General features: G+C 68.0%; 15 protein-coding genes. 6 read left to right on the top strand and 9 right to left on the bottom strand.

Annotated elements, in window-relative coordinates; all coding sequences use genetic code 11:
* Positions 1-13 precede the first annotated feature (13 nt).
* The 3 genes from I6J77_RS17215 to I6J77_RS17205 form a co-directional block, all read right to left on the bottom strand.
* Positions 14-487, bottom strand: coding sequence for a histidine phosphatase family protein (locus I6J77_RS17215; RefSeq protein WP_056715867.1), 474 nt, complete (start codon positions 485-487; stop codon positions 14-16).
* 55 nt (positions 488-542) lie between these two features.
* Complete coding sequence (locus I6J77_RS17210) at positions 543-1175, bottom strand: ParA family protein (RefSeq protein WP_204109976.1); 633 nt, start codon at positions 1173-1175, stop codon at positions 543-545.
* 134 nt (positions 1176-1309) lie between these two features.
* Positions 1310-2350: a hypothetical protein gene (locus I6J77_RS17205; protein WP_204109975.1), complete on the bottom strand. Its 1041-nt coding sequence runs from the start codon at positions 2348-2350 to the stop codon at positions 1310-1312.
* Between the two features lie 160 nt (positions 2351-2510).
* Here I6J77_RS17205 and I6J77_RS17200 point away from each other — a divergent pair, with 160 nt between their 5' ends.
* A complete protein-coding gene (locus tag I6J77_RS17200) occupies positions 2511-2705 on the top strand; it encodes a hypothetical protein (protein ID WP_056715824.1) in 195 nt (64 codons plus the stop codon).
* A gap of 102 nt (positions 2706-2807) precedes the next feature.
* On the opposite strand, the gene speE is transcribed toward I6J77_RS17200, so the two are convergent.
* The gene (gene speE / locus I6J77_RS17195; protein WP_056764530.1) at positions 2808-3677 is read right to left on the bottom strand and encodes a polyamine aminopropyltransferase; all 870 of its coding nucleotides are present in this window, start codon (positions 3675-3677) and stop codon (positions 2808-2810) included.
* 286 nt (positions 3678-3963) lie between these two features.
* Between speE and speA the strand changes: the two genes are divergently transcribed.
* Complete coding sequence (speA, locus tag I6J77_RS17190) at positions 3964-5853, top strand: arginine decarboxylase (RefSeq protein ID WP_204109974.1); 1890 nt, start codon at positions 3964-3966, stop codon at positions 5851-5853.
* Positions 5854-5956: 103 nt separating this feature from the next.
* Positions 5957-6757 (top strand): 3-hydroxybutyrate dehydrogenase, encoded by an 801-nt coding sequence (locus tag I6J77_RS17185; RefSeq protein ID WP_204109973.1) that lies wholly within the window; start codon positions 5957-5959, stop codon positions 6755-6757.
* A 60-nt stretch (positions 6758-6817) separates the two neighbouring features.
* Here I6J77_RS17185 and I6J77_RS17180 read toward each other — a convergent pair whose 3' ends face one another.
* The 4 genes from I6J77_RS17180 to radC all read right to left on the bottom strand — a co-directional run bounded on the left by I6J77_RS17180 (position 6818) and on the right by radC (position 11166).
* Positions 6818-7573, bottom strand: a complete 756-nt coding sequence (locus tag I6J77_RS17180) for an SDR family NAD(P)-dependent oxidoreductase (protein WP_204109972.1) — start codon at positions 7571-7573, stop codon at positions 6818-6820.
* Between the two features lie 22 nt (positions 7574-7595).
* Entirely contained in the window at positions 7596-8294 is a 699-nt protein-coding gene (locus I6J77_RS17175) for an SPOR domain-containing protein (RefSeq protein ID WP_204109971.1), read from the bottom strand.
* Positions 8294-9982: an arginine--tRNA ligase gene (argS, locus tag I6J77_RS17170; protein WP_204109970.1), complete on the bottom strand. Its 1689-nt coding sequence runs from the start codon at positions 9980-9982 to the stop codon at positions 8294-8296. Before argS ends, I6J77_RS17175 begins: the two co-directional genes overlap by 1 nt.
* A 512-nt stretch (positions 9983-10494) precedes the next feature.
* The gene (gene radC / locus I6J77_RS17165; RefSeq protein ID WP_204109969.1) at positions 10495-11166 is read right to left on the bottom strand and encodes a DNA repair protein RadC; all 672 of its coding nucleotides are present in this window, start codon (positions 11164-11166) and stop codon (positions 10495-10497) included.
* 98 nt (positions 11167-11264) lie between these two features.
* Between radC and coaBC the strand changes: the two genes are divergently transcribed.
* From coaBC to I6J77_RS17870, 3 genes are read left to right on the top strand one after another with little or no spacing between them, the layout of a single operon-like run.
* Positions 11265-12470, top strand: a complete 1206-nt coding sequence (gene coaBC, locus I6J77_RS17160) for a bifunctional phosphopantothenoylcysteine decarboxylase/phosphopantothenate--cysteine ligase CoaBC (protein ID WP_204109968.1) — start codon at positions 11265-11267, stop codon at positions 12468-12470.
* Positions 12467-12925, top strand: coding sequence for a dUTP diphosphatase (gene dut / locus I6J77_RS17155; RefSeq protein WP_056715797.1), 459 nt, complete (start codon positions 12467-12469; stop codon positions 12923-12925). Before coaBC ends, dut begins: the two co-directional genes overlap by 4 nt.
* A gap of 60 nt (positions 12926-12985) precedes the next feature.
* A complete protein-coding gene (locus I6J77_RS17870; protein WP_239309084.1) occupies positions 12986-15331 on the top strand; it encodes a phosphomannomutase/phosphoglucomutase in 2346 nt (781 codons plus the stop codon).
* A 48-nt stretch (positions 15332-15379) separates the two neighbouring features.
* Here I6J77_RS17870 and I6J77_RS17145 read toward each other — a convergent pair whose 3' ends face one another.
* On the bottom strand, positions 15380-16024 hold the full coding sequence (locus I6J77_RS17145; RefSeq protein ID WP_204109967.1) for a DUF4124 domain-containing protein: 645 nt from the start codon (positions 16022-16024) through the stop codon (positions 15380-15382).
* Between the last annotated feature and the right edge of the window lie 39 nt (positions 16025-16063).

Raw genomic sequence — 16063 nt, 5'->3', positions numbered from 1 at the left:
TCGGAGCGGCGGGTCAGGGCGACCAGAAGGCATCCAGTCGCGCGTTGCCCGGCTCCAGCGAGCCGTTCAGATGCAGCACGGCCAGCGCCCCGGGAGGCATGCCGCGGAATTCGTCGGAGCGGCCTTCGACCAGCAGCGCGACCAGGCGCTCGATGCCGGGATTGTGGCCGACCAGCAGCACGGTGCCGGCGTCGTCGTGCTGGTCGAGCAGGGCCAGCAGCTCGCCGGGCGAGGCGTCGTAGATCTCGGCGGCCTGTTGCGGCACCGGGGCGTTGTCGATCGCCGCCAGCGCCAGCCGGGTGGTTTCGTCGGTGCGCAAGGTGGGCGAGCAGAGCACCCGGTCCGGGCGCAGCTTGTGCGAGGCCAGCCACAGGCCGGCGGCCTGGGCTTCCTGCTCGCCGCGGCTGCTCAGCGGGCGTTGTCGATCCTCGCCGGCGGCTTCTATCGGCACCGCTTCGGCGTGGCGCAACAAGATCAGTTCGTGCATGGGGGACTCCGGCAGTGGTTGCGCGAGGCGCGCGGGATGCATCAGGGAGCGTGCTTCAGTGCTGGCGCTTGATCCAGCGCAGCAAGGCCTTCCAGTCCTGCTGGTGACTGCGGACCTGTTCGGACTGGTAGTCGAAGATGCCCTTGCCGAGGCCGGCCAGCAGCACATAGGCCTGGCTGTCGCGCAGTTGCGCCGCGATCGGGAAGGGCGATTGCTCGGCGAGCCGGGTCACCGCGTCCTGGCTGGCGTGGGTCCACGGCTTGAGCCGGTTGGCCACCAGCGCCACCGGCAGCTTGCCCCGGTGGATGCGGTTGATCGAGCGCAGCTCGTCGAGGAAATGCAGGGTGGCGTCGAGGTCGAACGAGGACGGCAGCACCGGCACCAGCAGCACGTTGGCCGATTCGAGGTAGGGCTCGAGGTCACGCTCGGTGGAACCGGCCGGGGTGTCGATCAACAGCTGCTGCGTGTCCGGAGGCACCCGCTGCAGGCCGCGTCGACCGCCTTCGAGCGCCAGCACGCCGGGGACGTTGTCCGGCCGCAGTTCGGCCCAGTGGAAGCTGGAATGTTGCCGGTCGCCGTCGACGATGGCCGTGTGCTGCCCCGCCTGTGCCCAGTGCGACGCCAGTTGCGTCACCAGTGTGCTCTTGCCGCAACCACCCTTGCTGCTTGCCACCAGCGTCGTAAGCATCGGATCACCCCTGCCACGTAAGGTGATCCCAGCCTAACGGGCGAGGCGCGAAAGGGGAATGGGGCCTGGGCAGGGAATCGGGCAGGGACGATCGCGAAGCGGAAAAGCGCGCCGCTCCGGCCCTCCCCGGTGCCCTATTCCTGATTCGCCGCGGTTCGCGGCTGCCAGTCGGCAGGCGGGTCGGTGGGGATGCTGTTCTCGCGCAACGCAGCCAGTTGCAGGCTCATCTGGGTGCCGCCCTTGCGGGCCAGCGCCAGCAGGCGCTGCGACAGCGCGGCATCGTCCGGGGCACGGGCCAGCAGCTGGGTGAAGTTCTGCACCTGCCAGATCAGCGTGCGGCGGGCGTCCTTCGCTTCCTGTTGCGCGGCGGGATCGTCGGAAAGCACCTCGCGCAGGTGCAGGCCCAGCGATCGGGCCAGCGGGCTGGAGCCCCATTCCAGCGTCTTGCCCAGCGCCAGGCAGTCGGACTTGATCGAGGCATCCTTGCCGGCGTTTTCGCAAAGCTTGGCGATCAGCGGCAGGCTCGGCTGCGGCTGGCCGCTGGCCAGGCCGAACACCAGGATGGTCTGCATGCCTACCGCGCCACCCGCATGGGCGGGGTCCAGCGTGTCGGCCGGCGGCGGCAGCACGCCGACCGAACCGGCCAGCGCCTGCAGGCTGGCGCCGCTGTAGTCGTCGTAGAGTTTCGCCGCCGCGGCCTTGGCCAGGTCGTCGCGCGCGTCATCCTGCTTCATGCCCCGCGCGTCGGCGCCCAGCTTGACCAGCCAGACGGCGGCGTTGTCGGGGGCCTGGCTCAGCAGCTTGTCCAGCGCGGCGCTGTTCGGACACGCATCGGCCTCGGCGTCGCAATCGGCCAGCTGGGCCCAGCTGATGGCGGCGCCGGCGCCTTCGGCCATCGCCGCCCGTTCGATCAGTCGATGGAAGCTGTTGGCGGGCGGCTGGTTGAACAGTGGACGTGCCAGCAGCGCAGCCCCGAGCAGGCGGTTCGGATCGCCACCGGGTGCCAGCACGCTCACCAGATCGCGCTGAAAGGCCAGCTGCGCCTTGTCGCGGGCCTGGGCACTGGCGCTGGGGCCGTGCGCCTTGGCTTCGGGTTTGGTCTTGGCGGCGAATGCCGGTGCGGCCAGCAGCGACAGCGAGCAAACCAGGGCGAGGTGACGCAGTCCGTGCAGCATGGGCGTGCTTCCGCAGTCAAAGCGTGCAGCATACCGCCCGCAGATTAAGCGTGGCTGATTCGGCGGTCGGCCAGAACGCGCGGTTTTCACCGAGCTTGCTAGGATGGACGTTCCCCGGCGCAAGGCCGCGCCCCCATGATTATCGTTCGGGAGACGCGTAGTGGATCATCTGTCGACATTCGCCGACGGCGCACCCTGGTTTGTCGGTTGGGGCACGCTGGCCCTGATCAATGCCGCGCTGGCACAGGGCAAGAACCGCAGCGGCCTGCTGTGGTTTCTGCTGTCGCTGCTGCTGGGGCCGATCGCCACCTTGCTGATCGTGCTGCTGCCGAAGGTGCGCTCGAAGATGTTTTGAATGCGGGGCTGCTGGCCCGAGGTAGGCCTGGGCACCACCAGAGCGCGCTTGTTCCAAGCCGCGCTTCGGAGATCCGTACCATGTCCATTTGAAGCTTTTGGCTTATTCGCCAAAAGCTTCGCGCATGAATTCCGGCTGGGCCAGTGCGCCCTTGTGGATTTCGGCGTTGTAGTAGCGGGTGGGGAAGTTCTTGCTCAGCGCGCCGCGCTCGCGGAAGCCGGACAGGTCGCCGCCCTTGCGCGCCATCGTGCAGCTCCACCAGCCGGTGGGGTAGCACGGCTGCGGGAATGGCAGGGTCTTCACCGCGCTGAAGCCGGTGGTGCGCATCGCCGAGCGCATCGACTTGATCAGCTCCAGGTGGGCCAGCGGTGATTCGCTCTGCTGCACCAGCAGGCCGCCGTGGCGCAGTGCCTTGAAGCAGCTGGCGTAGAACGCGGCGTTGAACAGGCCTTCGGCCGGACCCACCGGGTCGGTCGAGTCGACGATCACCAGGTCCAGCGAATCGGGTTCGGCGTCGGCCATGTACTTGATGCCGTCGATGAACAGCAGCTCGGCGCGCGGGTCGTCGTTCGACTCGCACAGCTCGGGGAAATACTGCTCGGCCAGGCGGGTGACGCGCTCGTCGATCTCCACCTGCACGGCCGACTCGACTTCCTCGTGCTTGAGCACCTCGCGCAGCGTGCCGCAGTCGCCGCCGCCGATGATCACCACGCGCTTGGCCCGCGCATGGGTGAACAGCGCGGGATGGGTCATCATCTCGTGATAGAAGAAGTTGTCACGGGTGGTCAGCATCACGCAGCCATCGATCACCATCAGGTTGCCCCAGTCGGTGGTCTTGTGGATCTCGATGGTCTGGAACGGGGTCTTCTCCGCGTGCAGCAGTTGCTCGGTGCGGAAACCGATGGAGGAACCGGAAGCCTGGTGGGCTTCGGTGAACCAGCTGGCTTCATTCGGCGTGGTCTGCTGCGACATGGCGGGTGTTCCTGACGAACCGTGGTGGGATAGCAAGACTGCCCATTGTAGCGACAACCGCCGTGAACGTCCCGCCAGCGGCGGCCGGGTCTTGCGCATATCGTCACACCCGCCCGTTACAATGGCGGCTGGCCTGCCGGCGTCCCGCCGGTGGCCGACCAGTCCGATCGGCCCCGCGGCGTGCGAGGCTTCCGGTCGCTCGGGCTCGTGCTCCTACCGTTGAGCAAGACGTCAAGGCTCGCCGCTGCGACGACATCATCCTTTTCCATCGAGGAGATCTCTCACCATGGCGAACCCCTGGAACACCGACGCTGCCCGCCACACCTACGCCGTACCCCACTGGGGCGACGGTTATGTCGACGTGGACAGTGCCGGCGACATCGTGATGCGCCCGCGTGGCGTCAACGGCCCGGCGCTGTCACTGCCGCAGATCGTCGAGCGCGCCCGCGCCGAGGGCCTGCGGCTGCCGCTGCTGGTGCGCTTTCCCGACATCCTGGCCGACCGCCTGGCGCGGCTGCAGGGCGCGTTCGCCCAGGCGATCGCCGAACACGGCTACGCCGGCGGCTATACCGCGATCTATCCGATCAAGGTCAACCAGCAGCGCGGCGTGGCCGGCGAGCTGGTGGCGGCGGGCACCCACGGCTTCGGCCTGGAGGCGGGTTCGAAACCCGAGCTGATGGCGGTGCTGGCGATGGCGCGGCCCGGCTCGATCGTGATCTGCAACGGCTACAAGGATCGCGAGTACATCCGCCTGGCGCTGATCGGGCGCAAGCTCGGCCTGCGCGTGCACATCGTGATCGAGAAGCTGTCCGAGCTGGAGCACGTGTTCAGCGAGGCGAAGGCACTGGACGTGGAGCCGCTGCTCGGCGTGCGCGTGCGGCTCGCCTCGATCGGCGCGGGCAAGTGGCAGAACACCGGTGGCGACAAGGGCAAGTTCGGACTGTCGCCGAACCAGGTGCTGACCCTGATCGAGCGGCTCGACGCGGCCGGCCTCAAGCACACGCTGAAGCTGCAGCACTTCCACATGGGCTCGCAGATCTCCAACGTGCGCGACATCGCCAACGGCATGCGCGAGGCCACCCGCTACTTCGTCGAGCTGCGCCGGATGGGCGTGCCGCTGGAGATCGTCGACGTCGGCGGCGGCCTCGGCGTGGACTACGAGGGCTCGCGCTCGCGCAGCCACAACTCGATCAACTATTCCATCGAACAATACGCCTCGACCATCGTGCAGTCGCTGGCCGAGGCGGTGGCCGCCGAAGGCCTGGCCGCGCCGCACATCCTCACCGAGGCGGGCCGCGCGATGACCGCGCACCATGCGGTGATGGTGGTCAACGTGACCGAGGTGGAAGAAGTGCCGGCCGGCGCGATCCCGCCGCCGTGCGCGGACGAACCGCCGGTGCTGCGCCGCCTGCGTGAAACGTACGGGGAGCTGGATCGGCGCCCCGCGCTGGAGCTGTTCCACGAAGCCCAGCACCACCTGAGCGAAGGGCAGACGCTGTACGCGCTGGGCCAGCTGGCGCTGGCCGACCGCGCCCGGCTGGACGAGATGTTCTATGCCGTCGCCAACGCGGTGCGCACGCGCCTGCTGCCGGCCGAGCGCTCGCATCGCGCCGCGCTGGACGAGCTGGACGAGAAACTGGTCGACAAGTATTTCGTCAACTTCTCGGTGTTCGAGTCGATCCCCGACGTGTGGGCGATCGGCCAGATCTTCCCGATCGCGCCGATCGCAAGGCTGGACGAGCAGCCGACGCGCCGGGGCGTGATCGTCGACCTCACCTGCGATTCGGACGGCCGCATCGACCACTACGTCGACGCCGAGGGCGTCGACGTGAGCCTGCCGCTGCACGCCTTGAAGGACGGCGAGAGCTACCGGCTCGGCATCTTCATGGTCGGCGCCTACCAGGAGACCCTGGGCGACATCCACAACCTGTTCGGCGATACCGACGCGGTCAACGTGCGAGTGGACGGCGACGGCTACGTGTTCGCGCACAGGCGCAGCGGCGACACCACCGACCTGATGCTCGACTACGTGGGCTACGACCTCGAGGCGCTGCGACAGAGCTACCGCGAACGCATCGCCAGTGCCGGGGTGAGCGGCGCCGAAGCGGCGCAGCTGTACGAAGCGCTCGATGGCGGCCTCACCGCCTATACCTATCTGGCCGAGGACCTCGGCTGAGGTCCTGTCCCAAGGTCCGATGGCGCCGTGCGCAGCGGCGCCTACAATTTGCGGCATGCGCGCGGCCGGCGGCCGCGCCTTCCCCATCTGAAGGAGCAATGGCATGAGCAGTCTTGAAGGCAAGGTCGCCCTGATCACCGGCGCGGCGAGTGGCCTCGGCAAGGCGATCGCCGAGCTGTACGCGAAGCACGGCGCCAGCGTGGCGATCGCCGACATCAACCAGCAGGCCGCCGATGCGGTGGCGGCAGAAATCAACGCCGCCGGCGGCCAGGCGATCGGCATCGCGATGGATGTCAGCAACGAGGAGGCGGTCAACGCCGGCACCGACCGGGTGGTCGCCGCGTTTGGCCGCCTGGACATCCTGATCTCCAACGCCGGCGTGCAGATCATCAACCCGATCGACCAGCTGGCCTTTGCCGACTGGAAGAAGATGCTGGCGATCCATCTTGACGGCGGTTTCCTCACCACCAAGGCCGCGCTGAAGCACATGTACCAGGACGACGGCGCCGGTCAAAGCCGCGGCGGCATCGTGATCTACATGGGCTCGGTGCATTCGCACGAGGCCTCGATGCTGAAGGCGCCCTACGTCACCGCCAAGCACGGCCTGCTCGGCCTGGCCCGCACGCTGGCGAAGGAAGGCGCGCCGCACAACGTGCGCTCGCACGTGATCTGCCCGGGTTTCGTGCGCACGCCGCTGGTCGAGCGGCAGATTCCCGAGCAGGCGCAGGAGCTGGGCATCAGCGAGGACGAGGTGATCAGGAACGTGATGTTGAAAAACACCGTCGATGCCACTTTCACCACGCTCGAAGACATCGCCCAGACCGCGCTGTACCTGGCCACCTTCCCGTCCGCCGCACTGACCGGCCAGTCGATCGTGGTCAGCCACGGCTGGTTCATGCAGTAGGAGTCGGGAATCGGGAATCGGGAATCGGGAATCGAAGAGCGTCGCGCACAGGGTGCGCTTCTACAGCTTCCGGTGCACCTGCAAGCCCGCGGCCGACTGGCTGACCGGCATCACCTCGACGCGGTTGATGTTGAGGTGCGGCGGCAGGTTGGCGATCCACCAGATGGTGTCGGCGATGTCGCCGGCGCTGATCGGATGGGCGCCGGCGTAGAGCTGGTCGGAGGCGGCCCGGTCGCCGCCGGTGCGAACCACGGTGAATTCGGTTTCGGCCATGCCCGGCTCGATCGAGCTGGCCCGTACGCCGGTGCCGTGCAGGTCGCAGCGCAGGTTCTGCGAGAACTGGGTGACGAAGGCCTTGCTGGCGCCGTACACGTTGCCGCCGCGGTAGGCGTAGCTGCCCGCGATCGAGCTGATGTTGACGATCGCGCCGCGGCGTTCGATCAGCTGCGGCAGCAGCAGGTGGGTCATCGTCACCAGCGCGGTGACGTTGGTGTCGATCATCTGTTTCCACTGCGCCAGGTCCGCCTGCTGTGCCGGGGAAGTACCCAGCGCCAGTCCCGCGTTGTTGAGCAGCAGATCGATGGCCGCGAAGGCCGGCGGCAGCGCCGCATGTGCCGCGCGCATCGCGTTCTCGTCGCGCATGTCGAAGGCCGCCGCGTGCACCTTGTCGGCGCCGTGCCGATCCACCAGCTGCTGCAGGCGCTCGGCGCGGCGGCCGCTGGCAATCACCCGCCAGCCGCCGGCCACGAAGCGTTCCACGGCGGCGGCGCCAAAACCGGAGCTAGCGCCGGTGATCCATGCGGTCTTGCTTGTCATGCGCAGTGTTTCCAGGGAGTGCTCAGCGACCTTCTTTCAGCGCGATCGCGTTGATGCCGGCGCCGGCCAGGCGCTGCTTGGTCGATTCCAGGTCGGTGGCCGAACGGAACGGCCCCAGCCGGACCCGGTGATAGGTCTGCCCGCCGATGCTGACCGACTGCACGTTGGCCACGAAGCCCTGCAAGGCCAGCTTCGCCTTCAGCGTTTCCGCGTCGGAGGCGTTCGGGAAGGCGCCCACCTGCAGCAGGTAACCGCTGCCGGCACCGGGCTGCGCCACGGCGCTGGCCGGCGCCGCGGTGACGTTCTGGGTGACCGCCTGGGGTGCATTCGCCTGCGCCGCGGCCTGCGCCGCCTGTTGCGCCTGCAGCTGAGCCGCCTGCTTCTGCTGCTGCTCGACGCGCGCCTGCGCGCTGATCTCGGCGTCGGGGATGCGCACTTCCTTTTCCGACAGCACCGAGTAGAAGTCGAACTGCGGCTTCTTCGGCGCGGTGTCGCTGGCGCCGGATTCGAGCACGCCCGGCGCGCTGCCGCGCTCGGCGGTGGCCTGCGGATTCGCCTGCGGACCGTCGGCCTTGCGCAGGCTGGTCAGCAGGCTGCCGCGCATCATCACCGCCATCAGGATCACCCCGGCCAGCAGGCCGATGACGGCGTAGCCCCATCCCGGGAAGCCACTGCTGCCATTGCGCACGGCCTGTCGGCTCTTGCCCTTGCGTGCTGCCATTACATCTTCTCCGGGGCACCGAGGCCCAGCAAATCCAGACCATTCTTCAACACTTGCCGCGTCGCCACCACCAGCGCCAGGCGCGCGTTGCGCAGGTCCGCGTCCTCGACCAGGAACTGATACGAGTTGTAGTAGGTGTGGAACGCGTTGGCCAGTTCGCGCAGCCACGCGGCGACCAGATGCGGCTCCAGGTTCGCCGCAGCGGCCTCGACCATTTCCGGGTATTTCGACAGCTCGGTGAGCAGGATCTGCTCATGCTCGTTGTCCAGCCGATCCAGATGGGTCAGGCCATCGGCGAGATCGAAACTGAAGCCCTTTTCCGGCGCCTGACGCAGCACGCTGCAGACGCGGGCGTGCGCGTACTGGATGTAGTAGACCGGATTGTCGTTGGACTGCGAGCGGGCCAGGTCGATGTCGAACACCAGCTGCGAGTCGCTCTTGCGCGAGATCAGGAAGTAGCGCGTGGCGTCGCGGCCGACCTCGTCGATCAGGTCGCGCAGGGTGACGTAGCTGCCGGCGCGCTTGCCGAGCTTCACCTCTTGGCCGCCCTTCATCACCGTCACCATCTGGTACAGCATGTAGTCGGGGTAGCCCTTCGGGATGCCGCAATCGAGCGCCTGCAGGCCGGCCTTCACCCGCGCCAGCGAACCGTGGTGGTCCGAGCCCAGCACGGTGATGGCCTTGCCATAGCCGCGCTGCCACTTCGACAGGTGGTAGGCCACGTCGGGCACGAAATAGGTATAGGTGCCGTCGGACTTGCGCATCACGCGGTCCTTGTCGTCACCGTAGTCGGTGCTGCGCAGCCACAGCGCGCCGCCCTCCTCGTAGGTATGGCCGTGGGCGACCAGTTCGCGCACGGTCTCCTCGACCTTGCCGTCGCTGTACAGCGACGACTCCAGGAAGTACGTATCGAAGCCCACGGCGAACGCCTGCAGGTCCAGGTCCTGCTCGTGACGCAGGCTGGCCACCGCGAAGCGGCGGATCGCGTCGAGGTCGTCCACGTCGCCCGCGCCGACCACGGTTTCGCCGTCGGCCACCACCGATTCGCGATCGAGATAGGCGCGCGCCACTTCGGCGATGTAGTCGCCGCGATAGCCGTTCTCGGGCCAGTTGCTGTCTTCCGGCGTGATGCCGCGCGCGCGCGCCTGCACCGAGATCGCCAGGTTGGCGATCTGCACGCCCGCGTCGTTGTAGTAGAACTCGCGCTTCACGTCCCAGCCGCTGGCATCGAGCAGGCGGCTCAGGCAATCGCCGATCGCGGCATTGCGGCCGTGGCCCACGTGCAGCGGGCCGGTCGGGTTGGCCGAGACGAATTCCACGCCCACGGTCTTGCCGGCACCGCTGGTATTGCGGCCGTAGGCATCGCCTTCGGCCATGATCCGACGCACTTCGGCGTGGTAGGCGCCGGCAGCCACGAAGAAATTGATGAAGCCCGGGCCGGCGATCTCGACTTTCGCCACCAGCGTGTTGGCCGGCAGTGCGGCCACGAGCTTCTCGGCCAGTTCGCGCGGCTTGGCGCGCGCGGCCCTGGCCAGCAGCATCGCCACATTGCAGGCGAAATCGCCATGTTCGCGACTGCGTGCACGTTCGATCACGAAGCCCGGCAATTCGAGATCGTTGGGCAGGATGGCATCGGCTTGCAGGGAGGTGATCGCCTGCAGCACCAGTTCGCGCAGCTGTTCTTTCACGGGTGGGGTCGGTTTCGTGATGGAACCGCCAATCCTAACAGACCGCCACGGCGGCGAAACGCGCCCGTATGGGCACCGATGACAGCCGGTGGCTGCTGATCCCGTCTTGCTGCGGCGCCGCGAACCGGCTTGTGGATAAGTCTGTGGGGAAAGCTGCGTGGCGGGACCGGCGGCCTGCCCGAGGCGCTGTCCGATACAGGCATCGCAAGAATTTGTCCATTTATTTCATTGACTTGCCAAATGAAATTCAGGTGGATCGGCGAGCCTGCCCGGCAAGGGTCGGTATCACCGTTTTGTGCATAAGTTTCGGCCACTTGGCGGGTGCCTTTGCGGCGGGGAATCGTCATCGCCCTGTCATGCGGCGCTGCGACACTGGCCAGGCCATGAGATGACCTCCCCTCCAGATCCTGGCAAACGGAGATGCCGCTCTCTCCTCACTCTCCAATCGGCCTCACGGCGTGGCTCTTGCCACGCCGTCTTTTTGTGGACCGATGCCTGGCAGACGCGCCCGTTCAGATCAGGCCGCGAGCGGCCATCGATACCGGTTCGCCGCTGCCGATCACCAGGTGATCGAGCACCCGCACGCCGACGAGTTGCAGCGCGTTGCGTAATTCATGGGTGATGGCCCGATCGGCGGCGCTGGGCTCGGCCACGCCGGAAGGATGGTTGTGCGCAAGGATCACGGCGCAGGCGTTGTGCTGCAGGCAGGCGCGCACGACCTCGCGCGGGTGCACGCTGGCGCCGTCGACCGTGCCCCGGAACAACTCCTCGAAGGCGAGTACGCGGTGGCGGTTGTCCAGATAGAGGCAGCCGAACACCTCGTAAGGCAGGTGGCGCAGGCGCGCGCGCAGGAAGTCGCCGCTGTCGCGCGGATTGCCCAAGCTGGGCTTGTCCTGCAGTTGTTCGGCCAGGCTGCGCCGGGCCAGTTCCAGCGCCGCGGCGATGCGCGAACGCTTCGCCGGGCCCAGTCCGCCGACCCGGATCTGCTGTTCCGGGCGCGCCAGCAGCGCGCCCAGGCTGCCCGCGTTGGCAAGCAGCTCGCGGCCCAGCGCCAGCGCATCCTTGCCGCGGCTGCCGCTGCCCAGCAGCACCGCCAGCAGCTCGGCATCGGACAGCGCGGAGCTGCCGCGCGCCAGCAGTTTTTCACGGGGACGTTCGCCCTCGGGCCAGTCGCGAATGCTCATGCACGGACGTTGCCGGAGCAGGCCTGCAGCAGGCAGCGGTGGGCGGGGATGAATCCGGTAAGCTAGGCCACTGCCCGACTGTCAGGCCCGCCTTACATATGAGTCTTGCCCAACGCCGCATCCTGCTGGGAGTGTCCGGCGGCATCGCCGCCTACAAGTCCTGCGAGCTGGTTCGCCGGCTGCGTGACCTCGACGCCGAGGTGCGCGTGGTGATGACCGAGGGCGCCACGCATTTCGTCAGTCCGACCACCTTCCAGGCGCTGTCCGGACAGCCGGTGCGGGTGAGCCTGTGGGACGCCCAGGCCGAGGCCGCGATGGGCCACATCGAGCTGGCGCGCTGGGCCGAACGCATCCTGGTGGCGCCGGCCAGTGCCGATCTGCTGGCGCGCCTGGCCCACGGCATGGCCGACGACCTGCTGACCACGCTGTGCCTGGCCAGCGCCGCGCCGCTGTACCTGGCGCCGGCGATGAACCAGCAGATGTGGGCGCACCCGGCGGTGCAGGCGAACATGGCGACCTTGCGCCGGCACGGCGCCCACATGCTGGGGCCGGCGGTGGGCGACCAGGCCTGCGGCGACGTCGGCAGCGGGCGCATGCTGGAACCACACGAGCTGCGCGATGCCCTGCTGGCCTCGTTCGGCGATCGCTGCCTGGCCGGCCTCAAGGTGGTGGTGAGCGCCGGGCCGACCTATGAAGACATCGATCCGGTGCGTTTCATCGGCAATCGCAGTTCGGGCCAGATGGGCTTCGCCGTGGCTGCCGCCGCAGTCGCGGCCGGCGCCGAGGTGACCCTGGTGGCCGGACCGGTCAGCCTGGCCACGCCGGCGGGCGTGCATCGGCGGGTGGATGTGCGCAGCGCGGCGCAGATGCATGCGGCGGTGATCGAGGCGGCGACCCATGCGGACGTCTATATCGGTGCGGCCGCGGTGGGCGATTACCGCCCGCAGGAAGTGTCGGCGCAGAAGCTCAAGAAGCGCGACGGCGGCGAGCTGGTCCTGCATCTCGATGAGAATCCGGACATCCTGGCCAGCCTTTCGGCGCAAACCGCGCACCCGTTCCTGGTCGGATTTGCCGCGGAGACGCATGATGTGGCCACGTATGCGCAGGGCAAGCTGCGCCACAAGGGGCTGGACATGATTGCGGCGAATCAGGTGGGCGGTGGCCTCGGTTTCGAGGCGGCCGACAATGCGTTGACGCTCTACTGGGCCGACGGTTCGATCGAGTTGCCGCGAGCGGCGAAGACGGAGCTGGCGCGCCAGCTGGTCGCCCGGGTGGCGGAGCGTTACCGGGCCACCCGTGCATGAACATCGATGTGGCGATGAAGATCCTCGATCCGCGCCTGGGCGACAGCATCCCGCTGCCGCAGGCGGCGACCGCGGGCAGCGCGGGGATGGACCTGCGCGCCGCGCTGGAGCAGCCGCTGACCCTGGCGCCGGGCGAAAGCGCGCTGGTGCCCAGCGGCATCGCGATCCATATCGATGACCCCGGCTGGTGCGCGCTGATCGTGCCGCGCTCGGGCCTGGGTCACAAGCATGGGCTGGTGATGGGCAACCTGGTCGGGGTGATCGACGCCGACTACCAGGGGCCGTTGATGATTTCGTGCTGGAATCGCGGGCGCGAGTCCTACACCATCGCCGTGGGCGACCGCATCGCACAGTTGCTGCTGGTGCCGGTGGCGCAGGCGCGACTGCATGTGGTCACCGAGTTCGCAGCCAGCCAGCGTGGCGAGGGCGGTTTCGGCTCGACCGGTATCCGATAGATCGACGAGCCGGTTCGGGATGGACCGAACCGGCTTGCAGCTTCAGCCGCGGGGGCGGAAATGGCGTTGAACATCGCAAAAGAGCGCTTGAGCAACCTCAGGGTCGACTGGTCGACCCTGTTGCCGCTCGTCGGCGCCACCGTGCTGCTGCTGGTGGGCCTGTTCTGCGTCTGGCAGACCTGGCTGATCGCCGACGAGGGCGATGCGATCGATCGGGTGCACCAGGCCCAGGACCAGGCGGTCAGGGCGATGTCCGAGGAGATCGTCAACCAGCGCCGCTCGATCGAGAAGGTGCTGGCCGGGGTGGACCCGACCACCCTGATGAGCGACCCGGCGCAATCCGCCGCCGCGCTGCGCCAGCAGTTGCCCCAGGCCCGGAAGCTCGAGTTGTACAGCGGTGACCTGGCCGAGGTGTTGCGCGCGAACTACCGTGAATTCGGTTATGCCAAGGCCGCCCAGTTGATGGCGGCGCAGAGTGCCGACGGGTTGCCGCCGGCACAGAGTGTTTCCTACGGCAGCGGGGATCGCCGGTTGAGCCTGGTGATTCCGCTGGGCCTGCCGCAACAGACCCAGGCGTGGGCGTGGGTCGAACTGCCGTTCGCGCCGATGAAGCAGCGCTTCGACGCCATCTCGCCGGCCGGTGGCCGGCTGGAGCTGCGCCAGGGCGACGACAGTGGCTACATCCAGCTGTTTTCCAACGGTTCGAACTCGGCCGAGATCGAGACCACCGGCAAGCCGGTCGCCGGCAGCGCCTTCAGCGTGGGCGTCGGTCTTCCCCGGGCGTTCATCGTATTGCCACGCTCGGTGATCCTGAGTGCGCTGCTGGCCCTGCTCGGGCTTGGCGGTGGCGGCTACCTGAGCTGGCTGCGTCTGCGTCGCCAGCAGGTGCTGGTAGAGCCGCAGGAGGATGAGTTGCCGCTGGCTACACCCGTGCCTGCCGCCCCGGAAACGGCGAGGCGGCCCCGCACTTCGCCGGCAGCTCCGTCGCCGCCGCCAGCGGCCGCCCCGGTGCCCGCGGCGACCAGCGTGGACCCCGCCATCTTCCGTGCCTATGACATCCGTGGCGTGGTCGGCAAGACCTTGAACGCGGACGTGGCGCGCCTGCTCGGCCAGTCGATCGGCACGCTGATGGACGAGAAGGGCCTGCGCGAAATCGTGGTTGGCCGCGATGGCCGGTTGTCCGGTCCGCAGCTCGCCGCTGCGCTGGCCGACGGCCTGCGCGACGCCGGCATCGACGTGATCGACATCGGCGCGGTGCCCACGCCGGTGGTGTATTACGCGGCCTATCGCTTCAATACCGGTTGCGGCGTGGCCGTGACCGGCAGCCACAACCCGCCGGACTACAACGGCTTCAAGATCGTGGTCGGTGGCGAGACCCTGTCCGAGGGTGCGATCCAGGACCTGTACCAGCGCATCGCCAGTGGCGCGCTGGCCAGTGGCGGCTCCGGCGGGCTGCGCCAGGTCGACGTGGCGCCGGATTACATCGAGAAGATCGTCTCCGACGTGCTGGCCGAGCGTCGTCTGAAGATCGTCGTCGACTGCGGCAACGGCATTCCGGGGGCGATCGCGCCGCAGGTGCTGGAAGGTATCGGCTGCGAGGTGGTGCCGCTGTACTGCGATGTCGACGGCAGCTTCCCGAACCATCATCCGGACCCGTCCGACCCGGCCAACCTGGAAGATCTCATCCTCGCCGTCAGGCAGACCGGCGCCGATCTTGGCGTGGCGTTCGACGGTGACGGCGACCGCCTCGGCGTGGTCACCCAGTCCGGCGAGATCATCTATCCGGATCGCCTGTTGATGCTGTTCGCGCGTGACGTGCTGTCGCGCCAGCCCGGCGCCACCGTCATCTACGACGTGAAATGCACCAGCCACCTGAAGGGCCAGGTGCTCGACGCCGGCGGCAGTCCGCTGATGTGGCGCACCGGTCATTCGCTGATCAAGGCGAAGATGCGCGAGACCGGGGCGGAGCTGGCCGGCGAGATGAGCGGGCACTTCTTCTTCAAGGAGCGCTGGTACGGCTTCGACGACGGCATCTACGCCGCCGCGCGACTTCTGGAAATCCTTGCCGGCGACCTGCAGGGGCGCAGCCCGGCAGAGGTCTTCGCGACCTTGCCCAAGAGCGTCTCCACGCCGGAGCTGAAGGTCGAGCTGGCCGAAGGCGAGCACTACCGGTTTATGGACAAGCTGCGCCAGCAGGCGACGTTCGAGGACGCCACCCTGATCACGATCGACGGCGTGCGCGCCGACTGGCCCGACGGCTGGGGTCTGGTGCGTGCATCGAACACCACGCCGGCGCTGGTGTTGCGCTTCGAGGCGGACAACGCAGCCGCGTTGACTCGCATCGAGCAGGTGTTCCGCAAGCAGCTGCTCGCGGTGGACCCCAGGTTGAAGCTGCCCTTCCCGTAGGGCGGGGCGCTGCAATGCCGCGAAGTGGAACGTGCGGCCCGGAGCTTCCTACTCGCCCGAGCGCTCCTTGTCCTGGGCGGCCTTGACCTCGCGGTAATGCGCCATCAGCTGGGTCTGCTGCCGTACGGACTGCGCACGCGCCGCCTGCTGGCGCTGCAGGGTATCGCGCAGCGAGGCCACCACGTTGCGCTGCCTGGCGATGTTGTCGACCAGGGCTTTCGGCACGGTTTCCTTGCCGTTCTCGATGTCGGCGGCGCGGCCGAGCAGGTCGGTCAGCGCCTTCTCCTGGCTGCGCAGGTTGATCCGCGTCGTGTTGATCTGCTGATCGTAGGTGTCCAGCGCCTGCTGCAGCGAGATCTGATAGGACTCTTCGTCGGGATAGGCCGACAGCATCTGCGCGTCGGCGTTAGCGCGCTCTTGGATGGCGCGGTCCTTCGCGGCCTGTTCGGCGGCCAGCTTGTTGGCGGCCGCCCGCTCCTGCGCGTTCAGCTGGCGCGACACCCGTTGCACCACCAGGCCACGATCGTTGACCAGTTCGTAGCCGTACTTCATCGCCTCGGTGGTGAGGCTGTCGCTGAAATGCACCAGGCCCTGGCCGTCGTGCCATTTGTAGCGAAGGCCGGTGTTCTGCGCGTGCGCCGAAGCGCTCGCGCACAGCACGATGGCAGCAATGATGAGCAGTGGTCTACGCATGGATTTCCCTCTTGCCGGCCAGTATAGCCGCGCCGGTCG

The sequence above is a fragment of the Rhodanobacter sp. FDAARGOS 1247 genome, from assembly GCF_016889805.1.
GTDB lineage: Bacteria > Pseudomonadota > Gammaproteobacteria > Xanthomonadales > Rhodanobacteraceae > Rhodanobacter.
This window is presented reverse-complemented; position numbering and strand designations above follow the sequence as displayed.

Excerpts from the sequence above, each read along its gene's own strand:
- I6J77_RS17870 (WP_239309084.1), top strand. The coding sequence starts at position 12,986 with ATGGCGTTGAACATCGCAAAAGAGCGCTTGAGCAACCTCAGGGTCGAC.
- coaBC (WP_204109968.1), top strand. The coding sequence starts at position 11,265 with ATGAGTCTTGCCCAACGCCGCATCCTGCTGGGAGTGTCCGGCGGCATC.
- I6J77_RS17205 (WP_204109975.1), bottom strand. The coding sequence starts at position 2,350 with ATGCTGCACGGACTGCGTCACCTCGCCCTGGTTTGCTCGCTGTCGCTG.
- I6J77_RS17175 (WP_204109971.1), bottom strand. The coding sequence starts at position 8,294 with ATGGCAGCACGCAAGGGCAAGAGCCGACAGGCCGTGCGCAATGGCAGC.
- I6J77_RS17210 (WP_204109976.1), bottom strand. The coding sequence starts at position 1,175 with ATGCTTACGACGCTGGTGGCAAGCAGCAAGGGTGGTTGCGGCAAGAGC.
- I6J77_RS17185 (WP_204109973.1), top strand. The coding sequence starts at position 5,957 with ATGAGCAGTCTTGAAGGCAAGGTCGCCCTGATCACCGGCGCGGCGAGT.
- I6J77_RS17215 (WP_056715867.1), bottom strand. The coding sequence starts at position 487 with ATGCACGAACTGATCTTGTTGCGCCACGCCGAAGCGGTGCCGATAGAA.
- dut (WP_056715797.1), top strand. The coding sequence starts at position 12,467 with ATGAACATCGATGTGGCGATGAAGATCCTCGATCCGCGCCTGGGCGAC.
- speA (WP_204109974.1), top strand. The coding sequence starts at position 3,964 with ATGGCGAACCCCTGGAACACCGACGCTGCCCGCCACACCTACGCCGTA.
- I6J77_RS17180 (WP_204109972.1), bottom strand. The coding sequence starts at position 7,573 with ATGACAAGCAAGACCGCATGGATCACCGGCGCTAGCTCCGGTTTTGGC.
- speE (WP_056764530.1), bottom strand. The coding sequence starts at position 3,677 with ATGTCGCAGCAGACCACGCCGAATGAAGCCAGCTGGTTCACCGAAGCC.
- radC (WP_204109969.1), bottom strand. The coding sequence starts at position 11,166 with ATGAGCATTCGCGACTGGCCCGAGGGCGAACGTCCCCGTGAAAAACTG.
- I6J77_RS17145 (WP_204109967.1), bottom strand. The coding sequence starts at position 16,024 with ATGCGTAGACCACTGCTCATCATTGCTGCCATCGTGCTGTGCGCGAGC.